Genomic DNA, 16,178 nt, shown 5'->3' with positions numbered 1-16,178 from the left:
CCGTCTGAGACGGAAGACCCCGGTCGGTGTCCGCCCCGGGGTCTTCTTTCTTTTCGCGGCGTTTTCAGGGCGTCCGCGCAGGCCGGCGCCGCTGTCAGTGCCCCGTGTCACCATCGGTCGCATGGACAAGCTGCGCCGTATGCGTCTGGCCAAGGACGCCATGGACCGGGACTGGGCGGACCCCGGCCTCGACCTGGACGCCGTGGCGGCCCGCGCCGGGTACTCGCGGTTCCACTTCCTGCGCGCCTTCAAGGACGTCTACGGCGAGACGCCGGGCCGGTATCTGACCCACCGGCGGATCGAGCGGGCCGAGGAGATGCTGCGCAGCGCCGACCTCACCGTGACCGAGATCTGCACCCTGGTCGGCTTCAGCAGCCTCGGTACGTTCTCCGCCCGTTTCAAGGCCCGCACCGGACTCACCCCGAGCGAGTACCGCGCCCGGCACGTGAGACGCGGCGCCGCTCTGATCCCCGGGTGCTACGCGATGCTCTGGGCCGGCGGATTCAGCACCGCAAGATCGGAGAAGCGCTCCGGGCCCGGCTCTGCCTACGGTGGCGAAGGGCTGTCCGCCGGCGCGGACGGCACCGCCAGCGCCGTCAGCACCACCGGCAGGAGGGCCGAACCATGATCAAGGGGCTTGCCATCACCACCGTCTGGGTCCTCGACCAGGACCGGGCCAAGGACTTCTACACCCAGAAACTCGGTCTCGAGGTCCGGACGGACATGACCATGGGCGAGGGCGGCGCGCGCTGGCTGACCGTCGGCGCCCCCGACCAGCCCGACGTCGAGCTGACCCTCATGGTGCCGGGGCCGCCGGCGATGGACCCCGAGTCCGCCGAGATGATGAAGAAGCTCGTCGCGAAGGGCGCGCTGGGGGCGGGCGTGCTGGTGACGGACGACATCCACGGGGACTACCAGAAGCTCAAGGAGCGCGGGGTGGAGTTCCTCCAGGAACCCCGGGAACGCCCTTACGGCACGGAGGCCTTGTTCCGCGACGACTCCGGCAACTGGTTCTCGTTCACACAGCGCCGGAAGGAGGGGCTGGACCTGGACCGGGAGTGGGCGTGCTGAGCCGCGGGGAGCGCGAGCCGGCCCGCGGGGCCACGGGCGGCGGCGAGGGCGCCTGACCGGCTCGGCCGACGGGTGCGCGGGGGCCCAGCGACCCCCGCCCGGCGCCCGTCCCTCACCCTCGCCCGGCGGGTGCGCGGCGGCCCAGCGACCCCCAGCCGACGCCCGTCCCTCGCCGTCGCCCTCGCCCGACGCCCGTCCCTCACCCTCGCCCGGCGCCCGTCCCTCGCCCTCGCCCGGCGCCCGTCCCCGCTCGGCACCCGTCGCCGCCCGACGCTCGTCCCCCGCCCGGCCCCCGTCAGCGTCCTGCCGCCAGCGTCGCGCCGCCCGTGGCCTCCAGGACCACGCCTGTCACGAAGCCGTTCGTCGCGAGCAGGTGGATCGCGCGGGCGATGTCCTCGGGGCGGCCGACGCGGCCGACCGGGGTGATCGCCGCGAGACCGTCGAAGAGGGAGCGGCGCTGTTCGGCCGGGACGCCGTGCCACCAGGGGGTGTCGACGACGCCGGGGGAGACGGCGTTGACCCGCAGCGGCGCCAGTTCCACCGCGAGCGGCGGGACCATCGCCTCCAGCGCGCCGTTGATCGCGGCGAGGCCCGCCGTGCCGGGCAGGGCGGCGCGGGCGGAGGCGGCGGTCACCAGGGTCACCGATCCGTCGCGGCGCAGCGCCGGCAGCGCGGCCTGGAGCACCTGGACGTGGGGCCAGAACTTCGCGTCGAAGCCCTGCGCCAGCTCGGCGAGGTCCAGTTCGGCGAAGGGGCCGCCGCCCTTGGCGCCGCTGAGCGCGACGACCAGGTGGTCGACGGTCCCGGACCGCGCGAAGAAGGCGTCGACCGCGGCGCGGTCCGCCCCGTCCAGCCGGTAGGCCGAGACCTTGCCGCCGATCCGCTCCGCCGCGGCGTCGAGGCGGTCCTGGTCGCGACCGGTGATCATCACTTCCGCGCCGTCCGCCGCGAAGGACGCGGCGGCGGCCTCGCCGATGCCGGAGCTGCCGCCCATCACGACGACGCGCTGTCCGGCGAGGTGGTGCACAGAGCTGTTCGCAGTGTTCATGAGAGGGCTCCCCCAGGAATCGAAGCGGACACCGGGTCCCGGCGCCCTTCTCCGAGAGCTTGCCGAGAACACCGGTCTCGTTAAAGTGTTACCGAGACCGTTAGTCTCGTCAAGCGTTTTCGGAGCGTTTTCGGGGCGCCGCCACGCCTCGGAGAGGATGGGCCCGTGCACGACAGCAACGAACCCCGCCCGCACACCGGGCGCCGCCGCAACGAGGCCGCGCGCCGGGCGATCCTGACCGCCGCGCTGGACCTGCTCGCCGACGCCGACGGCGCCCCGGTGACCGTCGAGACCATCGCGCGCGCGGCCGGCGTCGGAAAGCAGACCCTGTACCGCTGGTGGCCCTCCAAGGGCGCCGTCCTGCTGGACGCGCTCCTCGACCGCGCCGCCCAGGAGGTGCCGGCGCCGGACACGGGGAGCCTCGGGGCGGACCTGCGCGAGCTGGCCGTCGCCACGTTCGAGGCGGCCCAGCGACCGCCGTCCGGGCCGGCCCTGCGCACCCTGGTCCGGGAGGCGGCGCGCGATGCGCATCTGGCCGAGCTGATGCGGGAGTTCACCCAGTCGCGCCGAGCGGCGGTACGCGCGGTGCTCGAACGCGGCCGGGAGCGCGGCGAACTGGCCGCCGACCGGGACCTCGACCTCCTGGTCGACCAGTTCTACGGCGTCTTCTGGTACCGCTTCCTGCTGGGGCACGCTCCGCTGGACGCGGCCGCCGCCGAGCGGCTCACCGAGTCGCTGCTCCGGTGAGCGCCTGCCCGAGCGCCGTACGCCGGGCGGCCGCCAGGCCTCAGGACGTGCCCTCGGGCAGCGGCAGCACCGGATAGCTGCCCGTCGCCGTGGGGGCGTGCTCGGGAAGCCACAGCACCGCCACCGCGCCCTCCGCCGGGACGCCGGGCGGGGCGCCGGCGGGGCGTACGTTGCGGAAGGTCAGGCGGGCGCCGAGGACGCGGGCCTGGCCCGCCGCGATGGTCAGGCCCAGCCCGTGGCCCGTACCGGCGCGGTCCTTGCTGCCCGTGCGGAAGCGGCTCGGGCCCTCGGCGAGCAGCTCCTCGGGGAAGCCGGGACCGTGGTCGCGGACCCGGATCACCCGGCCCTCGACGGTCACCTCGATCGGCGGCCTGCCGTGCCGGGCGGCATTGGCGAGCAGGTTGAACAGCACCCGCTCCAGCCGGCGCGGGTCGGTGGTGACCTCCGACTCGTGCACCACCCGCACGGTGATGCCCGGATCCTTGGCCGCCACCCGGCGGGCCACGAACTCGCCGAGCATGATGTCCTGCAGCTCGGCCCGCTCCGAGGCGCCGTCCAGACGGGCCACCTCCAGGACGTCCTCGACGAGCGTGCGCATCGCCTTCGCCCGGTCCAGGACGAGTTCGGTCGGGCGGCCCGGCGGCAGCAGTTCGGCGGCCGTGAGCAGGCCCGTCACCGGGGTGCGCAGCTCGTGCGCGATGTCGGCGGTGACCCGCCGCTCGGCCTCCAGGCGCTGCTGCAGCGCGTCCGCCATGGCGTCCACCGCGCGCGCGAGATCGTCGGTCTCGTCGCGGACGACCCCGCCTATGGCCTCGCGCACCCGGACGTCGGTCTCGCCCCTGGCGACCCGGTTCGCGGCGGCGGCCGCCTTGCGCAGCCGCCGGGACAGCTGCCCGCCGATCAGCACCCCGAGCGCGCTGCCGCAGAACACCACGGCGACGGAGCCGATGACCAGCGCCTGGTCGAGGTCCTTCATCACGTCGGTGGAACGGTCCGGCATGTGGCTGTGCAGGGACAGCACGTGCCCGTCCTTGGTCGGCACGGCCGCCCAGATGTCCGGTGCGCGGCCGTGGTCGATGACGTCGCTGGCCTTGCGGCCCTCCTCGACCTTCTCGCGCAGCGCGTCCGGCAGTTCCGGGTCGTCGACCTTGATGTTGGGGAAGTTCGGCCGCCGGCTCAGCTCGTAGTTGCGCTGCGCGATCTGGACGCGCTGGTTGGCCAGGTCGCGTGCGTTGTCGAGCATCGACACCCGGGCCGCGTTGTGCACGACCAGGCTGAGCGCGATCGCCACCAGGCCCGCCACCAGCGCGATCGCCGCGCTGAGCTTCCATCTGAGCCCGGTGTGCAGGCCCGCCCGCTCCATCCGCCGGACCGGGTGCCGAAGGATCCCCCGCATGCCGCCCCGCTCAGGCCTTCAGCTTGTAGCCGAAGCCGCGGACCGTCTCGATCCGGTCCTGGCCGATCTTCTGGCGCAGCCGCTGCACATGCACGTCCACGACCCGGGTGTCCCCGCCCCAGCCGTAGTCCCACACGCGCTCCAGCAGCTTGTCGCGGGAGAGCACGGTGCCCGGCGAGGAGGAGAACTCCAGCAGCAGCCGCATCTCGGTGGGCGTGAGCGCGACCGGCTGCCCGGCCCGGCGCACCTCCATGCCCTCCGTGTCGACCTGGAGGTCCCCGAAGGTGAGCACGCCGCCGGTCACCGGGTCCTCGCCGGTCTCGCCGCGGTCGTTGCCGCCGGCGTGCCCGAAGCGGCGCAGCACCGCCCGGATCCGCGCGACCAGCACGGCGCCGTCGAACGGCTTGGTCACATAGTCGTCGGCGCCCGCCTCCAGGCCGAGGACGACGTCGATGGAGTCGGCGCGCGCCGACAGCATGATCACCGGCACGGTCGACTCGTCCCGGATACGACGGCACAGGCTGACGCCGTCCAGGCCCGGGACCATGACGTCCAGCAGGGCGATGTCGGGGCGGTTCGCCCGGAACGCCTCCAGGCCCGACAGGCCGTCGGGCATGGCGGTGACCGCGAAGCCGTCCCGCTCCAGGGCGAGCTGGGTGGCCTCGCGGATGACGTCGTCGTCCTCGACGAACAGGACGTGGGTCTGGTCTGCCATCCCGGTGCTCTCAAGTCCTCGTGTGTGTGGGGGGTCAGTTGTCCGTCGTGGCCGCCGCGTCGCCGCCCGTCTTGCTGTAGTCGGTCTCGTGCCGGTTGATCTCGGTGAACCGGCCCGCCTTCCACCGGTAGGTGATCACCGTCTCCTGGGACGGGTTCGACACCGGGTCGTCCGTCGCGTACACCTGCTTGGTCACGCTCAGGTCGGTGCCGTCGATCTCCGAGTAGACCGGCGATTCCTCCGCCTTGAACACATTCTTGTACGCGCCCTCCACCCGCCGGTACACGTAGGTGCCGATGCCGACCCAGTCACCGCAGGTCGACACGTTGACGAGGACGTCGTTGACGGATCCGCCGGTCAGATAGCCGTAGGTGACGTCGACCGGGTAGTCGCCGCCGCTGCACGGCTTCAGGTCGCGCTTGACCGCGGCGGACACCGCCGGGTCCTTCCTGAGCAGCGAGACGGCGTCCACGCGCCGGAAGCCGCCGGACGGGCTCGGCGAGGGGGAGTCGACGACGCCCGCGACCGCCGAGGCGTGCGCCGGCCCCTCGTCGCGGGTGCCGGTGCCCCCGGTGCCGCACGCGGCGAGGAAAAGGGCGACGGCGGCGAGCACGGCCCCCGCCGCGATCACCGCCTGTGCACTGCCGCGGACCCGTTCGGATCCGGACCCCGTCAGGCCGCGCAACGCTCCTGCTCCTCACGCTCCAGCGCGCGTGCGTCCAGATCGCGGGCCTCCAGCTCCTCGCGGAGCCGGGCGAGCGCCCGGTGCAGCGTGCTCTTGACCGTACCCGCCGACATGCCGAGGGCGGCGGCCGTCTCCTCCGTGGACATCTGCTCCCAGTGTCGCAGTACTACGACACTGCGCTGCTTGGGTGCCAGCACCTTCATGACGTCCATCAGCAGGGCGCGGTCGGCGTGCTGCTCGGTGGAGTCGTCCACGGACGCGTCGGGCAGCTGCTCGGTGGGGACCTCCTCCAGCTTGCGCGCCCGCCACCACTCCGTACGGGTGTTGATCATGACGCGGCGCAGATAGGCGTCGGCGAGCCGCTTGTCGGCGATGCCCTCCCAGCGGCCGTACGTCCGCACCAGCGCCGTCTGCAGCAGGTCCTGGGCGTCGACCGGGTCCGGGACCAGCCGGCGGGCGCTGCGCAGCAGCGCGTCCTGCCGGGTGCGGACGTACTCCTCGAACTCGAGCACCTCTCCCTGCGCCATGATCGACCGCCTCCGTCTCCCCGTTCACTCCGGCCCGTGCCTGAAGTGCTGCGTACCTTCCCCGTGTCCGGTGGTCTGCCGGGCACGGGAACGAAGGTAGGGAGCGGTTGTCACGGCGTTGTCCGCTCCAGCCTGCGGCTGGCAATCGGCTGTCCGTCGGTTGTGTAACAGCCGTAGGAACGGGGTAAAAGGGTGACCCGTTATGTCCCGTTCCGTAGGCCTTTGTCGGGAGGCTGGGGCCGTAACGAAGCCCTGAAGGCAGTGACTTGGCTGTGCGTCAGCTGAGCGGCAGCCGGTACAGACCGCCCGGCAGCGGCTCCACCAGACCGTCCGTGACGAGTCCGTCGAGCGCCCGGGCGCGCTGCACCGGCTCGTGCCACACCCGGTCCAGCACCGCCTGCGGCACCGGTGCGTGCGCCTCCCGCAGCACCGCCAGCAGCTTGCCGCGCACCTGCCGGTCCGTGCCGGCGTACGTCTGCCCGCGGCGCGGCGGTCCGGAGTGCTCCGGCTTGCCGGCCAGCCGCCAGGCGCACTGCGCGGCGATCGGGCACCGCGCGCACCCCTCGTTCTTCGCCGTGCACACCAGCGCGCCCAGTTCCATGGAGGCCGCCGCCCAGCGCGCGGCCGTCTTCTCGTCCTCGGGCAGCAGCTCGCGGGCGAGCCTGCGCTCGGCGGCCGTCGTCGCGTTCGGCGGGTACTGCACCCCCGTCACCGCGCGTGCGAGCACCCGGCGCACGTTCGTGTCCAGCACCGGATGCCGCTGCCCGTACGCGAACGAGGCCACCGCGGCGGCCGTGTACTCGCCGATCCCGGGCAGCGCCAGCAGCTGCGCGTGCTCCGTCGGCACGTCCCCGCCGTGCCGTTCCGTTATGGCGACCGCGGCGCCGTGCAGCCTGAGCGCCCGGCGCGGGTAGCCGAGCCGCCCCCAGGCGCGCACCGCCTCACCGGGCGCCTCCTTCGCCAGGTCCGCGGGGCGCGGCCAGCGGGACAGCCACTCCTCGTAGACCGGCAGCACCCGGTTGACCGGGGTCTGCTGGAGCATGAACTCGCTGACCATCACACCCCACGGGCCCGCCTCCGGGCGGCGCCAGGGGAGGTCGCGGGCATGGGCGTCGAACCAGGCGATCACGGGGGTGTGCAGCTTCTCAGTCATGGCCTTCCGATCCTGCCACGGGTCGGCACCCGGCGAGGGTGACGGCGCGGTCACTCAGCGTGCCGAACGGTGAAGATCCTTGGCCGTGACGGCAGTTGCCGGGATGATGATCCGGAAAAGTTGCCGCTCGCGCGGCGGGTGGCGCAGGCGAGCACGGCGATCTCTCGTACAGTTTGCGCCGTGGGATCTCTGCGCAATCCGGTCGGGCCGCTTCCCTCCTCCATCTACTGGCGAAGGAGGGTCGTACTGCTGTCGGTGATCGCCCTGTTGGCGCTGCTGATCACCTGGATCGTCACCGCCGGCGGCGGGGGCGGCAAGAACGACGCCGGCGGGTCCGACGGCAAGAATCCCGCGCACACCATCACCCCGGGGCCGTCCTCGTCCGGACCCGCCATCAGCCAACACCCGGGCGGACGCGACGACTCGGGCGGCGGCAGCGGCACCGGCGGGAGCGACTCCGGCTCGGGAGGCAGCGGTTCGGGCGACGGTTCGTCCGGTTCCGACGGTTCCTCCGGGTCCGGGTCCGGTGGCGGCTCGGGTACGGGATCCGGCGGCGGCGCCGTCGGTACGGGCGACACGATCCCGGCGTCGTCCACGCTGCCCGAGTGCACCGCCTCCGCGGTGACGCTGAGCCTGCGCAGTCTGCACAACACCTACTCGCCGGACCAGACGCCGGCCTTCGAACTCACCGCGAAGAACACCTCGTCCGCCGACTGCAAGGTCGATCTCGGGCCGAAGAGCGCGGTGTTGACCATCACGCCGACGAGCGGCAAGACGTTCTGGTCGTCGGCCGACTGCCCCAAGGGCGCGGGCAGCCTGGTGTTCCGGGTGCCGGCGGGGCAGAGCATCACCTACACGGTGAAGTGGGACCGCAAGCCGAGCGCTCCCCAGTGCGCGACGCCCGCGGCGGGCTCGGCGAAGCCGGACACCTACCTGCTGGAGGCGAAGACACCGGGGTTCGCGACGGTGCACACGTCGTTCGTGCTGTCCGCGGACTGAGGGCCGAGGCGCCCCGGGCCCTCAGGCGCCCGGCGCCGCCTCAGACGTACCGCTCCAGGATCGACGACTCGGCCAGCCGCGACAGGCCCTCGCGCACGCTCCGCGCCCGCGCCTCGCCCACGCCGTCCACCGTCTGCAGGTCGTCCACGCTCGCGGCGAGCAGCTTCTGCAGGCCGCCGAAGTGCTCCACCAGCCGGTCGATGATCGCGCCGGGAAGCCGCGGAACCTTGGCCAGCAGCCGGAAACCCCGCGGGGACACCGCGGAGTCGAGCGTCTCGGGGGAGCCGGTGTAGCCCAGCGCCCGCGCCACCGTGCCGAGTTCGATCAGCTCCGCGTGGGTCAGCGCGTCCAGCTCGGACAGCGCCTCCTCGACCGTGCGGGAGCGCTTGGCCGTCGGCTCGGGCACGTAGTCCCGGACGACCAGCTCGCGGTCCGGCTCGACGCCGGCGATCAACTCCTCGAGCTGGAGCGCGAGAAGACGCCCGTCGGTGCCCAGCTCGACCACGTACTCGGCGATTTCGGTGGCGATGCGGCGGACCATCTCCAGGCGCTGCGCGACGGCGGACACGTCCCGCACCGTCACCAGGTCCTCGATCTCCAGCGCGGAGAGGGTGCCGGCCACCTCGTCCAGCCGCAGCTTGTACCGCTCCAGCGTGGCCAGCGCCTGGTTCGCGCGGGACAGGATCGCCGCCGAGTCCTCCAGGACGCGGCGCTGACCGTCGACGTACAGGGCGATCAGGCGCATCGACTGGGAGACCGAGACCACCGGGAAGCCGACCTGCTTGCTCACCCGGTCCGCCGTACGGTGCCGGGTGCCCGTCTCCTCCGTGGGGATCGTCGGGTCCGGCACGAGCTGGACACCGGCCCGCAGGATCTTCGACAGGTCCGACGACAGCACGATGCCGCCGTCCAGCTTGCACAGCTCCCGCAGCCGGGTCGCGGTGAACTCCACGTCCAGCACGAACCCGCCCGTGCACATCGCCTCGACCGTCTTGTCGGAGCCGAGGACGATCAGCCCGCCGGTGTTGCCGCGCAGCACGCGCTCCAGGCCGTCCCGCAGGGCCGTACCAGGAGCCACGGCGCTCAGCGAGGCGCGCATCAGGCCATCGGAACCGGCACTCCCACCGATTTTTCCGGGAGCTGCTGCCCGGTCGTTGGCTGCCACTGCACTCCTCCGGTCGCAGGTTCTGACGCGCCCCCGTGAGCCGCACGCGGTTCGTACGGACGGGCGAGACCAGGGCAAAGTCTACCGGCGGTCCTCCGCCTCCCGCGGGGCCTCTCGCCGACGGGAGCGCGGCAGCACCCGGAGGGCGTCCCCCATGTCGGCGACTTCCAGGACCTTCATGCCGGCCGGCACCTTGCCCGGATCGGTCGGCACGAGCGCGTGCGTGAAGCCCAGCCGGTGCGCCTCGGCGAGCCTGCGCTGCACGCCCGTCACCCGTCTGACCTCGCCCGCGAGGCCCACCTCGCCGATCGCGACCAGGTTCTTCGGCAGCGGGGTGTCGCTGGCCGCGGAGGCCAGCGCGAGGGCGATCGCGAGGTCGGCGGCCGGCTCCGACAGCTTCACCCCGCCGACCGTCGCGGAGTAGATGTCCCGCTTGCCGAGCGCGCTGATCCGGCCGCGCTGCTCCAGGACGGCCAGCATCATCGACACCCGCGAGGTCTCCAGGCCCGAGGTCGTCCGGCGCGGGGAGGGGATCTGGGAGTCCACGGTCAGCGCCTGCACCTCGGCCACCAGCGGGCGGCGGCCCTCCAGGGTGACGGTCAGGCACGTGCCCGGAACCGGCTCGTCCCGGCGGGTCAGGAAGAGGCCGCTCGGGTCGGCGAGGCCGGTGATGCCCTCGTCGTGCAGCTCGAAGCAGCCGACCTCGTCCGTCGCCCCGTAGCGGTTCTTCACGCCGCGGACCAGGCGCAGGCGCGCGTGCCGGTCGCCCTCGAAGTGCAGGACGACGTCCACCAGGTGCTCCAGCAGGCGGGGGCCGGCGATCGCGCCGTCCTTGGTGACGTGGCCCACAAGGAGAGTGGACATGCCGCGCTCCTTCGAGGCGCGGATCAGCGCGCCCGCCACCTCCCGCACCTGGGCCATGCCGCCCGGCGCGCCCTCGATCTCCGGGGAGGCGACCGTCTGCACCGAGTCGAGGATCAGCAGGGACGGCTTGACCTCGTCCAAGTGGCCGAGGACGGCGGACAGGTCGGTCTCCGCCGCCAGATACAGCTCCTCGTGCAGGGCGCCGATGCGGTCCGCGCGCAGCCGCACCTGGCTCGCCGACTCCTCGCCGGTCACATAGAGGGTGCGGTGCTCGGCGCTCGCGGACTTGGCGGCCACGTCCAGCAGCAGCGTGGACTTGCCGACGCCGGGCTCGCCCGCGAGCAGCACCACCGCGCCGGGCACCAGGCCGCCGCCGAGCACCCGGTCCAGCTCGGGCACGCCGGTCGTGCGGGCGGTGGCCTGCCGGCCGTCGACCTGGCCGATGGGCAGCGCGGACGACGTCACCCGGCCCGGCGCCGTCGTACGGACCGCGGGCGCGCCGTACTCCTCGACCGTGCCCCAGGCCTGGCACTCTGGGCAGCGGCCGAGCCACTTGGCCGTCTGCCAGCCGCACTCGGTGCAGCGGTAGGACGGGCGGTCCTTGGTGGTCTTGGTACGGGCAGCCATGCGGAAACCGTAGCCCGCGGCACTGACAACGGATCCCCGGGCCGCGTGCGGGTGAACGGGTATCGGCCACCACCCATCGGGATCCGGCCGCGGGAGCCGGGGCTCGTGTCCCCTTATGAGGGATCGTTTCACCCGTACGAATTAAAAGAGCTCAAGCTTCGGGAAGGGGCCCTGCGCCGCCGCCTACGGTCGCACGGGTGATGAGCAGTAGTCCGGAGACCACCGTCCGCACCACCGGCGCGCACCGGGCGCGCGGGGAGGTGCGTGAAGCACGAGCGGCGCGGAAGGGGCGCGAAGAAGCAGCGGCGCGCGAGGCCGGCGAGCGGCGCGACCGGGCCGCCGCCCGCACCATCGCCCAGCGGCCGCCCGCGCGCTACGAGCCGTACCTGGACGGACTGTTCACCTACTGTCTGTCGGTGCTGTGCGACCACGACGCCGCCACGGCCGCCCTCGGCGACGTCCTCTCCCTCGCGGAGCGGCGCGGACACCGCGCCCCGGAGAACACCGGCGATCACAGGGCCTGGCTGTACGCGCTGGCCCGCTGGGCGTGCCTGCGCAAGCTGGCCGAGGCCAAGCAGAAACGTCAGGCCACCCACGCGGCAGGCCGCCCCGCCGGCCCGCGCGAGACCCCCGAGCCGCCCGTCTCCCCCGAGGCCCAGGAGCGGCGCCGCCGCGAACTCGCCCTGCTGGCCTGGCCGGAGGCCGCCGGTACGACCCCCGAGCAGCGCGAGGCCCTGGAGCTGGCCGTCCGCCATCACCTGGCCGCGCACGAGGTCGCCGCCGTCCTCGGCATGGAACCGGCGGCCGCACGCGAACTGCTGGCCTCCGCCGCCTGCGAGGTCGAGCGCACCCGCGCGGCCCTGGCCGTCGTGGAGACCGGCGGCTGCCCCGGTGTGGCCCATCTCACCGGCGACAACGGGCTCGTGCTCAGCAGCGCCCTGCGCCGCGAACTGGTCCGGCACGTCGACGACTGCCCGCGCTGCCGCCGTACCGCCGAGCGCGCCGCCCCCGGCCGCTGGCCCGGCACCACGGTCACCCCCGCCGAGCTGCCCGTCCTCGAAGCGCCCCGCGCGGAGCTGCACGTCGCGCTCGCACACCCCTCACGCGCGCGTGGTGCGGCGGCGCCCCGCTTCGACCGGCGCGGCTTCCCCATGGACCCCAAGGACCGCGCGGCCCGCCGCGACCGGCTCCGCGCGCGTGCGGTGACGACGACGGTCGTCGCCACGGTCGTCGCCGCGCCCGTCCTGGCCCTGTGGGCCGCCTACCGGGGCGCGCCCACGGCGGACGGCGGCGGCCCCTCCTCCACCGCGCGCGAGTCCCAGGGCCACGACGTCCTGCACAGCGACACGGCCGGCGGCTACGAGAACGCCGGGAACGCGAGCGTGAAGCCCGGCGTGCGCGTCGGCAAGGACGGCAAGGCGGACGTCTCCGTGGAGGTCGTCAGCGTGTCCGGAGCGGGCGCGAAGGGCGCCGGACACCTCACGGTCGGCGCCGCGAACGACGGCGACACCACCCTGATCACCCTCAGCGCGTCCGGCTCGGCCCCGGTCCGCTGGTCCGCGGCCACCTCGGCGCCGTGGCTCTACCTCAGCCAGTCCACGGGAACCCTCGACCCCGGCGACACGTTGACGATCAAGGTGTACGTCGACCACCTCCGCGAGCCCTCCGGCCCCTGGCACGCTCAGGTGGCCATCTCCCCGGCCGGCGCGGTGGTCACCATCGACGGCTACGGCACGGCCCCCACCCACCACCCGACCCCGCCACCGGGCACGTCCACACCGACACCGCCGGGCACTCCGCCCACGGACCCCCCGTCGACGACCCCGACCGACCCGACCCCGCCCCCCACCGACTCCCCGTCCCCGTCCGACCCGACCCCGACGCCGACACCGTCCACGCCGCCGTCCTCCGGGGGCGACAGCGAGACGCCGAGCCCGTCCGGCGGGTGACGTGCGGCGGAGGTGCGGCGGAGGCGGGTGCGGATACCGCAGGCCGGGCGGAAGTTCCCCGTGCCCGTCCGCCCGCGCCCGTGCTCGCGCCGCCTACGGCGCCGGGTCGGCCGGGTGCGGCGCGACCAGCGGCAGCTGCGAGGCCAGGCGCTGTTCGCACAGCTCGACCAGCCGGTCGTAGCCGGCCTTGCCCATCAGCTCGGTCAGTTCCGCGCGGTAGGAGACGTACACCGGCTCGCCCGCGCCGTGCGCCGACGTCGCCGAGGTGCACCACCAGTGCAGGTCGTGGCCGCCCGGACCCCAGCCCCGGCGGTCGTACTCGCCGATCGAGATCTGCAGCACACGCGTGTCGTCGGGACGGTCGATCCAGTCGTACGTCCGCCGGATCGGCAGCTGCCAGCACACGTCCGGCTTGGTCTCCAGCGGCTCCCGGCCCTCCCGCAGCGCGAGGATGTGCAGGGAACAGCCCGCGCCCCCGGCGAACCCCGGCCGGTTCTGGAAGATGCACGAGCCTTGGAAGGGGCGGGTCTGCCGGGAGCCCTCGTCGTCCTCGGACACCCAGCCGTTGCGGGTGCCCTCGTCATGGTGCTGCCAGATCTCCGGCGTGAGCCGCGCCACATGCTCGGCGACCCGCTTCTCGTCGTCCTCGTCGGAGAAGTGCGCGCCCAGCGAGCAGCACCCGTCGTCCGCGCGGCCCGCCTGGATGCCCTGGCAGCCGCTGCCGAAGATGCAGTTCCAGCGGGAGGTCAGCCATGTCAGATCACAGCGGAAGACCTGTTCGTCGTCCGCGGGATCCGGAAACTCCACCCACGCGCGCGCGAAGTCGAGCCCCTTCTCGTCGCTCACCTGCGGCGCCTTCCCGGGTCCCTTGGCAGCTTTGTCGGTCTTGGCAGCCTTGCCCGACTTGGCCTTTTTCGTCTTTGGCACCCGTCCAGGGTAAGTGGCCGGGCCCCGTTCCGGGGACCGCCGACCAGCGATCTGGCAGTAGCGTTCCGTACATGAGACTCGGTGTCCTGGACGTGGGTTCGAACACGGTGCATCTGCTGGTGGTGGACGCCCACCCCGGCGCGCGCCCGCTGCCCGCGCATTCGCACAAGGCCGAACTGCGGCTCGCCCAACTGCTCGACGACAGCGGTGCCATCGACGGCACCGGCATCGAGAAGCTGGTCGCCGTCGTCCGGGACGCGCTCCAGGCCGCCGAGGACAAGGGCGTCGAGGACCTGCTGCCGTTCGCGACCTCCGCGGTCCGGGAGGCCACCAACGCCGACGACGTCCTCGCGCGCGTGGCCGACGAGACCGGCGTACGACTCCAGGTCCTCTCCGGCGCGGAGGAGGCCCGCCTCACCTTCCTCGCGGTCCGCCGCTGGTTCGGCTGGTCCGCCGGAAAGCTGCTGGTCCTGGACATCGGCGGCGGCTCCCTGGAGATCGCCTATGGCATGGACGAGGAGCCGGACACCGCCGTCTCCCTGCCGCTCGGCGCCGGCCGTCTCACCGCGGCCTGGCTGCCCGGCGACCCGCCCGCCCCCGAGGACGTACGCGCCCTGCGCCGCCACGTCCGCACGGAGATCGCGCGCACGGTCGGCGAGTTCAGCCGCTTCGGCGCCCCCGACCACGTGGTCGCCACGTCCAAGACCTTCAAGCAGCTCGCGCGCATCGCCGGGGCCGCCCGCAGCGCCGAGGGCCTCTACGTCCAGCGCGAACTCAAGCGCGAGTCCCTGGAGGCCTGGGTTCCGCGCCTGGCCGGCATGACCTCCCAGCAGCGCGCGGAACTCCCCGGCGTCTCGGAGGGCCGCGCGGGCCAGCTCCTCGCGGGCGCTCTGGTGGCCGAGGGCGCGATGGACCTGTTCGGCGTCGAGAGCCTGGAGGTCTGCCCGTGGGCCCTGAGGGAGGGCGTCATCCTCCGGCGGCTCGATCACATGGGGTCCGCGTAGGCCCCCGTGGGGCGCGGAGGGCGGCGCGCGCCACCGCGACGGCGCCGCACCCGCCCGAATGGCAAAGCTCACAACGGCGAATTGGCACCCGACACCGGCACCGCTCCACGCCGTATGGTGGCCGACGTGGCTGAACCAACGGACGTGCGTATCGCGCTGTCGACGGCCTCCGTGTACCCGGAGTCGACCGCGACGGCCTTCGAGACCGCCGCGCGCCTCGGCTACGACGGCGTCGAGGTCATGGTGTGGACCGACCCGGTGAGCCAGGACATCGAGGCACTGCGCCGCCTGTCCGACTACCACGGCATCCCGGTCCTGGCCGTCCACGCCCCCTGCCTGCTGATCACCCAGCGCGTCTGGTCGACGGACCCCTGGGTCAAGCTGCAGCGCGCCCGGGCGGCCGCCGAGAAGCTGGGCGCCTCCACCGTCGTCGTCCACCCGCCCTTCCGGTGGCAGCGGCAGTACGCGCGCGACTTCGTCAACGGGATCTGGCGGATGGCGGACGAGACGGACGTGCGGTTCGCCGTCGAGAACATGTACCCGTGGCGGTACCGCGACCGCGAGATGCTCGCCTACGCCCCGGACTGGGACGTCACCCGGCACGACTACCGGCACTTCACGATCGATCTCAGCCACGCGGCGACGGCCCGCACGGACGCCCTGGAGATGATCGGCCGCATGGGCGACCGGCTCGGCCACGTCCACCTGGCCGACGGCCGGGGCTCCGCCAAGGACGAGCACCTGGTGCCCGGCCGCGGCACCCAGCCCTGCGCCGAGGTGCTGGAACACCTGACGCTGTCCGGGTTCGACGGCCACGTCGTCATCGAGGTCAACACCCGGCGGGCGATGTCGGGCGCCGAACGCGAGGCCGACCTCGCCGAGGCCCTGGCCTTCACCCGCAAGCACCTGTCGTCGGCGGCCCGGGTACGCCGACCATGAACGCCCCCACCCCACCGCCCCCCGCCCGAAGCGGCCCCCCGCCCACAGACACCCAGGCCGCCCGTGCCCCGGGGACGCCCCCGCGCACCGAGCCCACCGACACCCGCGGCCTGGGCAGGGTCCGGGGTGTCGAGCCGTCGGCCGTGCCCGGCGACGCGCAGCCGGCCCGCGGCCGTGGCGGGGTCTCTGGCACCGAGCCGTCCGCCGTGCCGGGCGGCGCTCAGGCCGCCCGTGGCCCGGGCAGGTCCCCGCGCCCCGAGCCGTCCGCCGTGCCCGGCGACGCGCAGCCGGCCCGCGGCCGTGGCGGGGTCTCTGGCACCGAGCCGTCCGCCGTGCCGGGCGGCGCTCAGGCCGCCCGTGGC

General features: G+C 73.7%; 16 protein-coding genes. 7 read left to right on the top strand and 9 right to left on the bottom strand.

Annotated features, from left to right (window positions below; genetic code table 11):
• Positions 1 to 121: 121 nt before the first annotated feature.
• On the top strand, positions 122 to 628 hold the full coding sequence (locus ACGFZN_RS35160; protein WP_393862525.1) for a helix-turn-helix transcriptional regulator: 507 nt from the start codon (positions 122 to 124) through the stop codon (positions 626 to 628).
• On the top strand, positions 625 to 1,071 hold the full coding sequence (locus ACGFZN_RS35155) for a VOC family protein (protein WP_393862524.1): 447 nt from the start codon (positions 625 to 627) through the stop codon (positions 1,069 to 1,071). The genes ACGFZN_RS35160 and ACGFZN_RS35155 overlap by 4 nt, the downstream gene beginning before the upstream one ends.
• Positions 1,072 to 1,366: 295 nt before the next feature.
• On the opposite strand, the gene ACGFZN_RS35150 is transcribed toward ACGFZN_RS35155, so the two are convergent.
• Positions 1,367 to 2,119 (bottom strand): SDR family oxidoreductase, encoded by a 753-nt coding sequence (locus ACGFZN_RS35150; protein WP_393862523.1) that lies wholly within the window; start codon positions 2,117 to 2,119, stop codon positions 1,367 to 1,369.
• A 165-nt stretch (positions 2,120 to 2,284) separates the two neighbouring features.
• Here ACGFZN_RS35150 and ACGFZN_RS35145 point away from each other — a divergent pair, with 165 nt between their 5' ends.
• Positions 2,285 to 2,866, top strand: coding sequence for a TetR/AcrR family transcriptional regulator C-terminal ligand-binding domain-containing protein (locus ACGFZN_RS35145; protein ID WP_393862522.1), 582 nt, complete (start codon positions 2,285 to 2,287; stop codon positions 2,864 to 2,866).
• Positions 2,867 to 2,906: 40 nt separating this feature from the next.
• Here the strand turns inward: ACGFZN_RS35145 and cseC are convergent, their stop codons facing one another.
• From cseC to ACGFZN_RS35120, 5 genes are all read right to left on the bottom strand, one after another.
• Positions 2,907 to 4,262 (bottom strand): two-component system sensor histidine kinase CseC, encoded by a 1,356-nt coding sequence (cseC, locus tag ACGFZN_RS35140; RefSeq protein ID WP_393862521.1) that lies wholly within the window; start codon positions 4,260 to 4,262, stop codon positions 2,907 to 2,909.
• Positions 4,263 to 4,272: 10 nt separating this feature from the next.
• Positions 4,273 to 4,977: a two-component system response regulator CseB gene (cseB, locus tag ACGFZN_RS35135; protein ID WP_393862520.1), complete on the bottom strand. Its 705-nt coding sequence runs from the start codon at positions 4,975 to 4,977 to the stop codon at positions 4,273 to 4,275.
• 34 nt (positions 4,978 to 5,011) lie between these two features.
• Complete coding sequence (locus tag ACGFZN_RS35130) at positions 5,012 to 5,662, bottom strand: hypothetical protein (protein WP_393862519.1); 651 nt, start codon at positions 5,660 to 5,662, stop codon at positions 5,012 to 5,014.
• A complete protein-coding gene (locus tag ACGFZN_RS35125) occupies positions 5,650 to 6,189 on the bottom strand; it encodes a SigE family RNA polymerase sigma factor (RefSeq protein ID WP_330338561.1) in 540 nt (179 codons plus the stop codon). Before ACGFZN_RS35125 ends, ACGFZN_RS35130 begins: the two co-directional genes overlap by 13 nt.
• A gap of 277 nt (positions 6,190 to 6,466) precedes the next feature.
• Positions 6,467 to 7,342, bottom strand: coding sequence for an A/G-specific adenine glycosylase (locus tag ACGFZN_RS35120; RefSeq protein ID WP_393862518.1), 876 nt, complete (start codon positions 7,340 to 7,342; stop codon positions 6,467 to 6,469).
• 180 nt (positions 7,343 to 7,522) lie between these two features.
• On the opposite strand from ACGFZN_RS35120, the gene ACGFZN_RS35115 reads away from it, so the two are divergent.
• Positions 7,523 to 8,341: a hypothetical protein gene (locus tag ACGFZN_RS35115; protein WP_393862517.1), complete on the top strand. Its 819-nt coding sequence runs from the start codon at positions 7,523 to 7,525 to the stop codon at positions 8,339 to 8,341.
• 40 nt (positions 8,342 to 8,381) lie between these two features.
• Here the strand turns inward: ACGFZN_RS35115 and disA are convergent, their stop codons facing one another.
• Positions 8,382 to 9,506, bottom strand: coding sequence for a DNA integrity scanning diadenylate cyclase DisA (gene disA / locus ACGFZN_RS35110; protein WP_330338559.1), 1,125 nt, complete (start codon positions 9,504 to 9,506; stop codon positions 8,382 to 8,384).
• An 81-nt stretch (positions 9,507 to 9,587) separates the two neighbouring features.
• Positions 9,588 to 10,997: a DNA repair protein RadA gene (gene radA / locus ACGFZN_RS35105; protein WP_393862516.1), complete on the bottom strand. Its 1,410-nt coding sequence runs from the start codon at positions 10,995 to 10,997 to the stop codon at positions 9,588 to 9,590.
• Between the two features lie 197 nt (positions 10,998 to 11,194).
• On the opposite strand from radA, the gene ACGFZN_RS35100 reads away from it, so the two are divergent.
• Positions 11,195 to 12,946, top strand: a complete 1,752-nt coding sequence (locus ACGFZN_RS35100) for a hypothetical protein (RefSeq protein ID WP_393862515.1) — start codon at positions 11,195 to 11,197, stop codon at positions 12,944 to 12,946.
• Positions 12,947 to 13,039: 93 nt separating this feature from the next.
• Here ACGFZN_RS35100 and ACGFZN_RS35095 read toward each other — a convergent pair whose 3' ends face one another.
• Positions 13,040 to 13,873 carry a hypothetical protein gene (locus ACGFZN_RS35095; RefSeq protein ID WP_393862514.1) on the bottom strand — a complete coding sequence of 278 codons (834 nt, stop codon included), beginning with the start codon at positions 13,871 to 13,873 and terminating at the stop codon, positions 13,040 to 13,042.
• A gap of 71 nt (positions 13,874 to 13,944) precedes the next feature.
• Here ACGFZN_RS35095 and ACGFZN_RS35090 point away from each other — a divergent pair, with 71 nt between their 5' ends.
• Both ACGFZN_RS35090 and ACGFZN_RS35085 read left to right on the top strand, forming a co-directional pair.
• The gene (locus ACGFZN_RS35090) at positions 13,945 to 14,877 is read left to right on the top strand and encodes a Ppx/GppA family phosphatase (RefSeq protein WP_393862513.1); all 933 of its coding nucleotides are present in this window, start codon (positions 13,945 to 13,947) and stop codon (positions 14,875 to 14,877) included.
• A 114-nt stretch (positions 14,878 to 14,991) separates the two neighbouring features.
• Entirely contained in the window at positions 14,992 to 15,816 is an 825-nt protein-coding gene (locus tag ACGFZN_RS35085; protein ID WP_393862606.1) for a sugar phosphate isomerase/epimerase family protein, read from the top strand.
• Positions 15,817 to 16,178: the final 362 nt, after the last annotated feature.

The organism is Streptomyces sp. NPDC048192 (genome assembly GCF_043202415.1).
Classification (GTDB): Bacteria; Actinomycetota; Actinomycetes; order Streptomycetales; family Streptomycetaceae; genus Streptomyces.
This window is presented reverse-complemented; position numbering and strand designations above follow the sequence as displayed.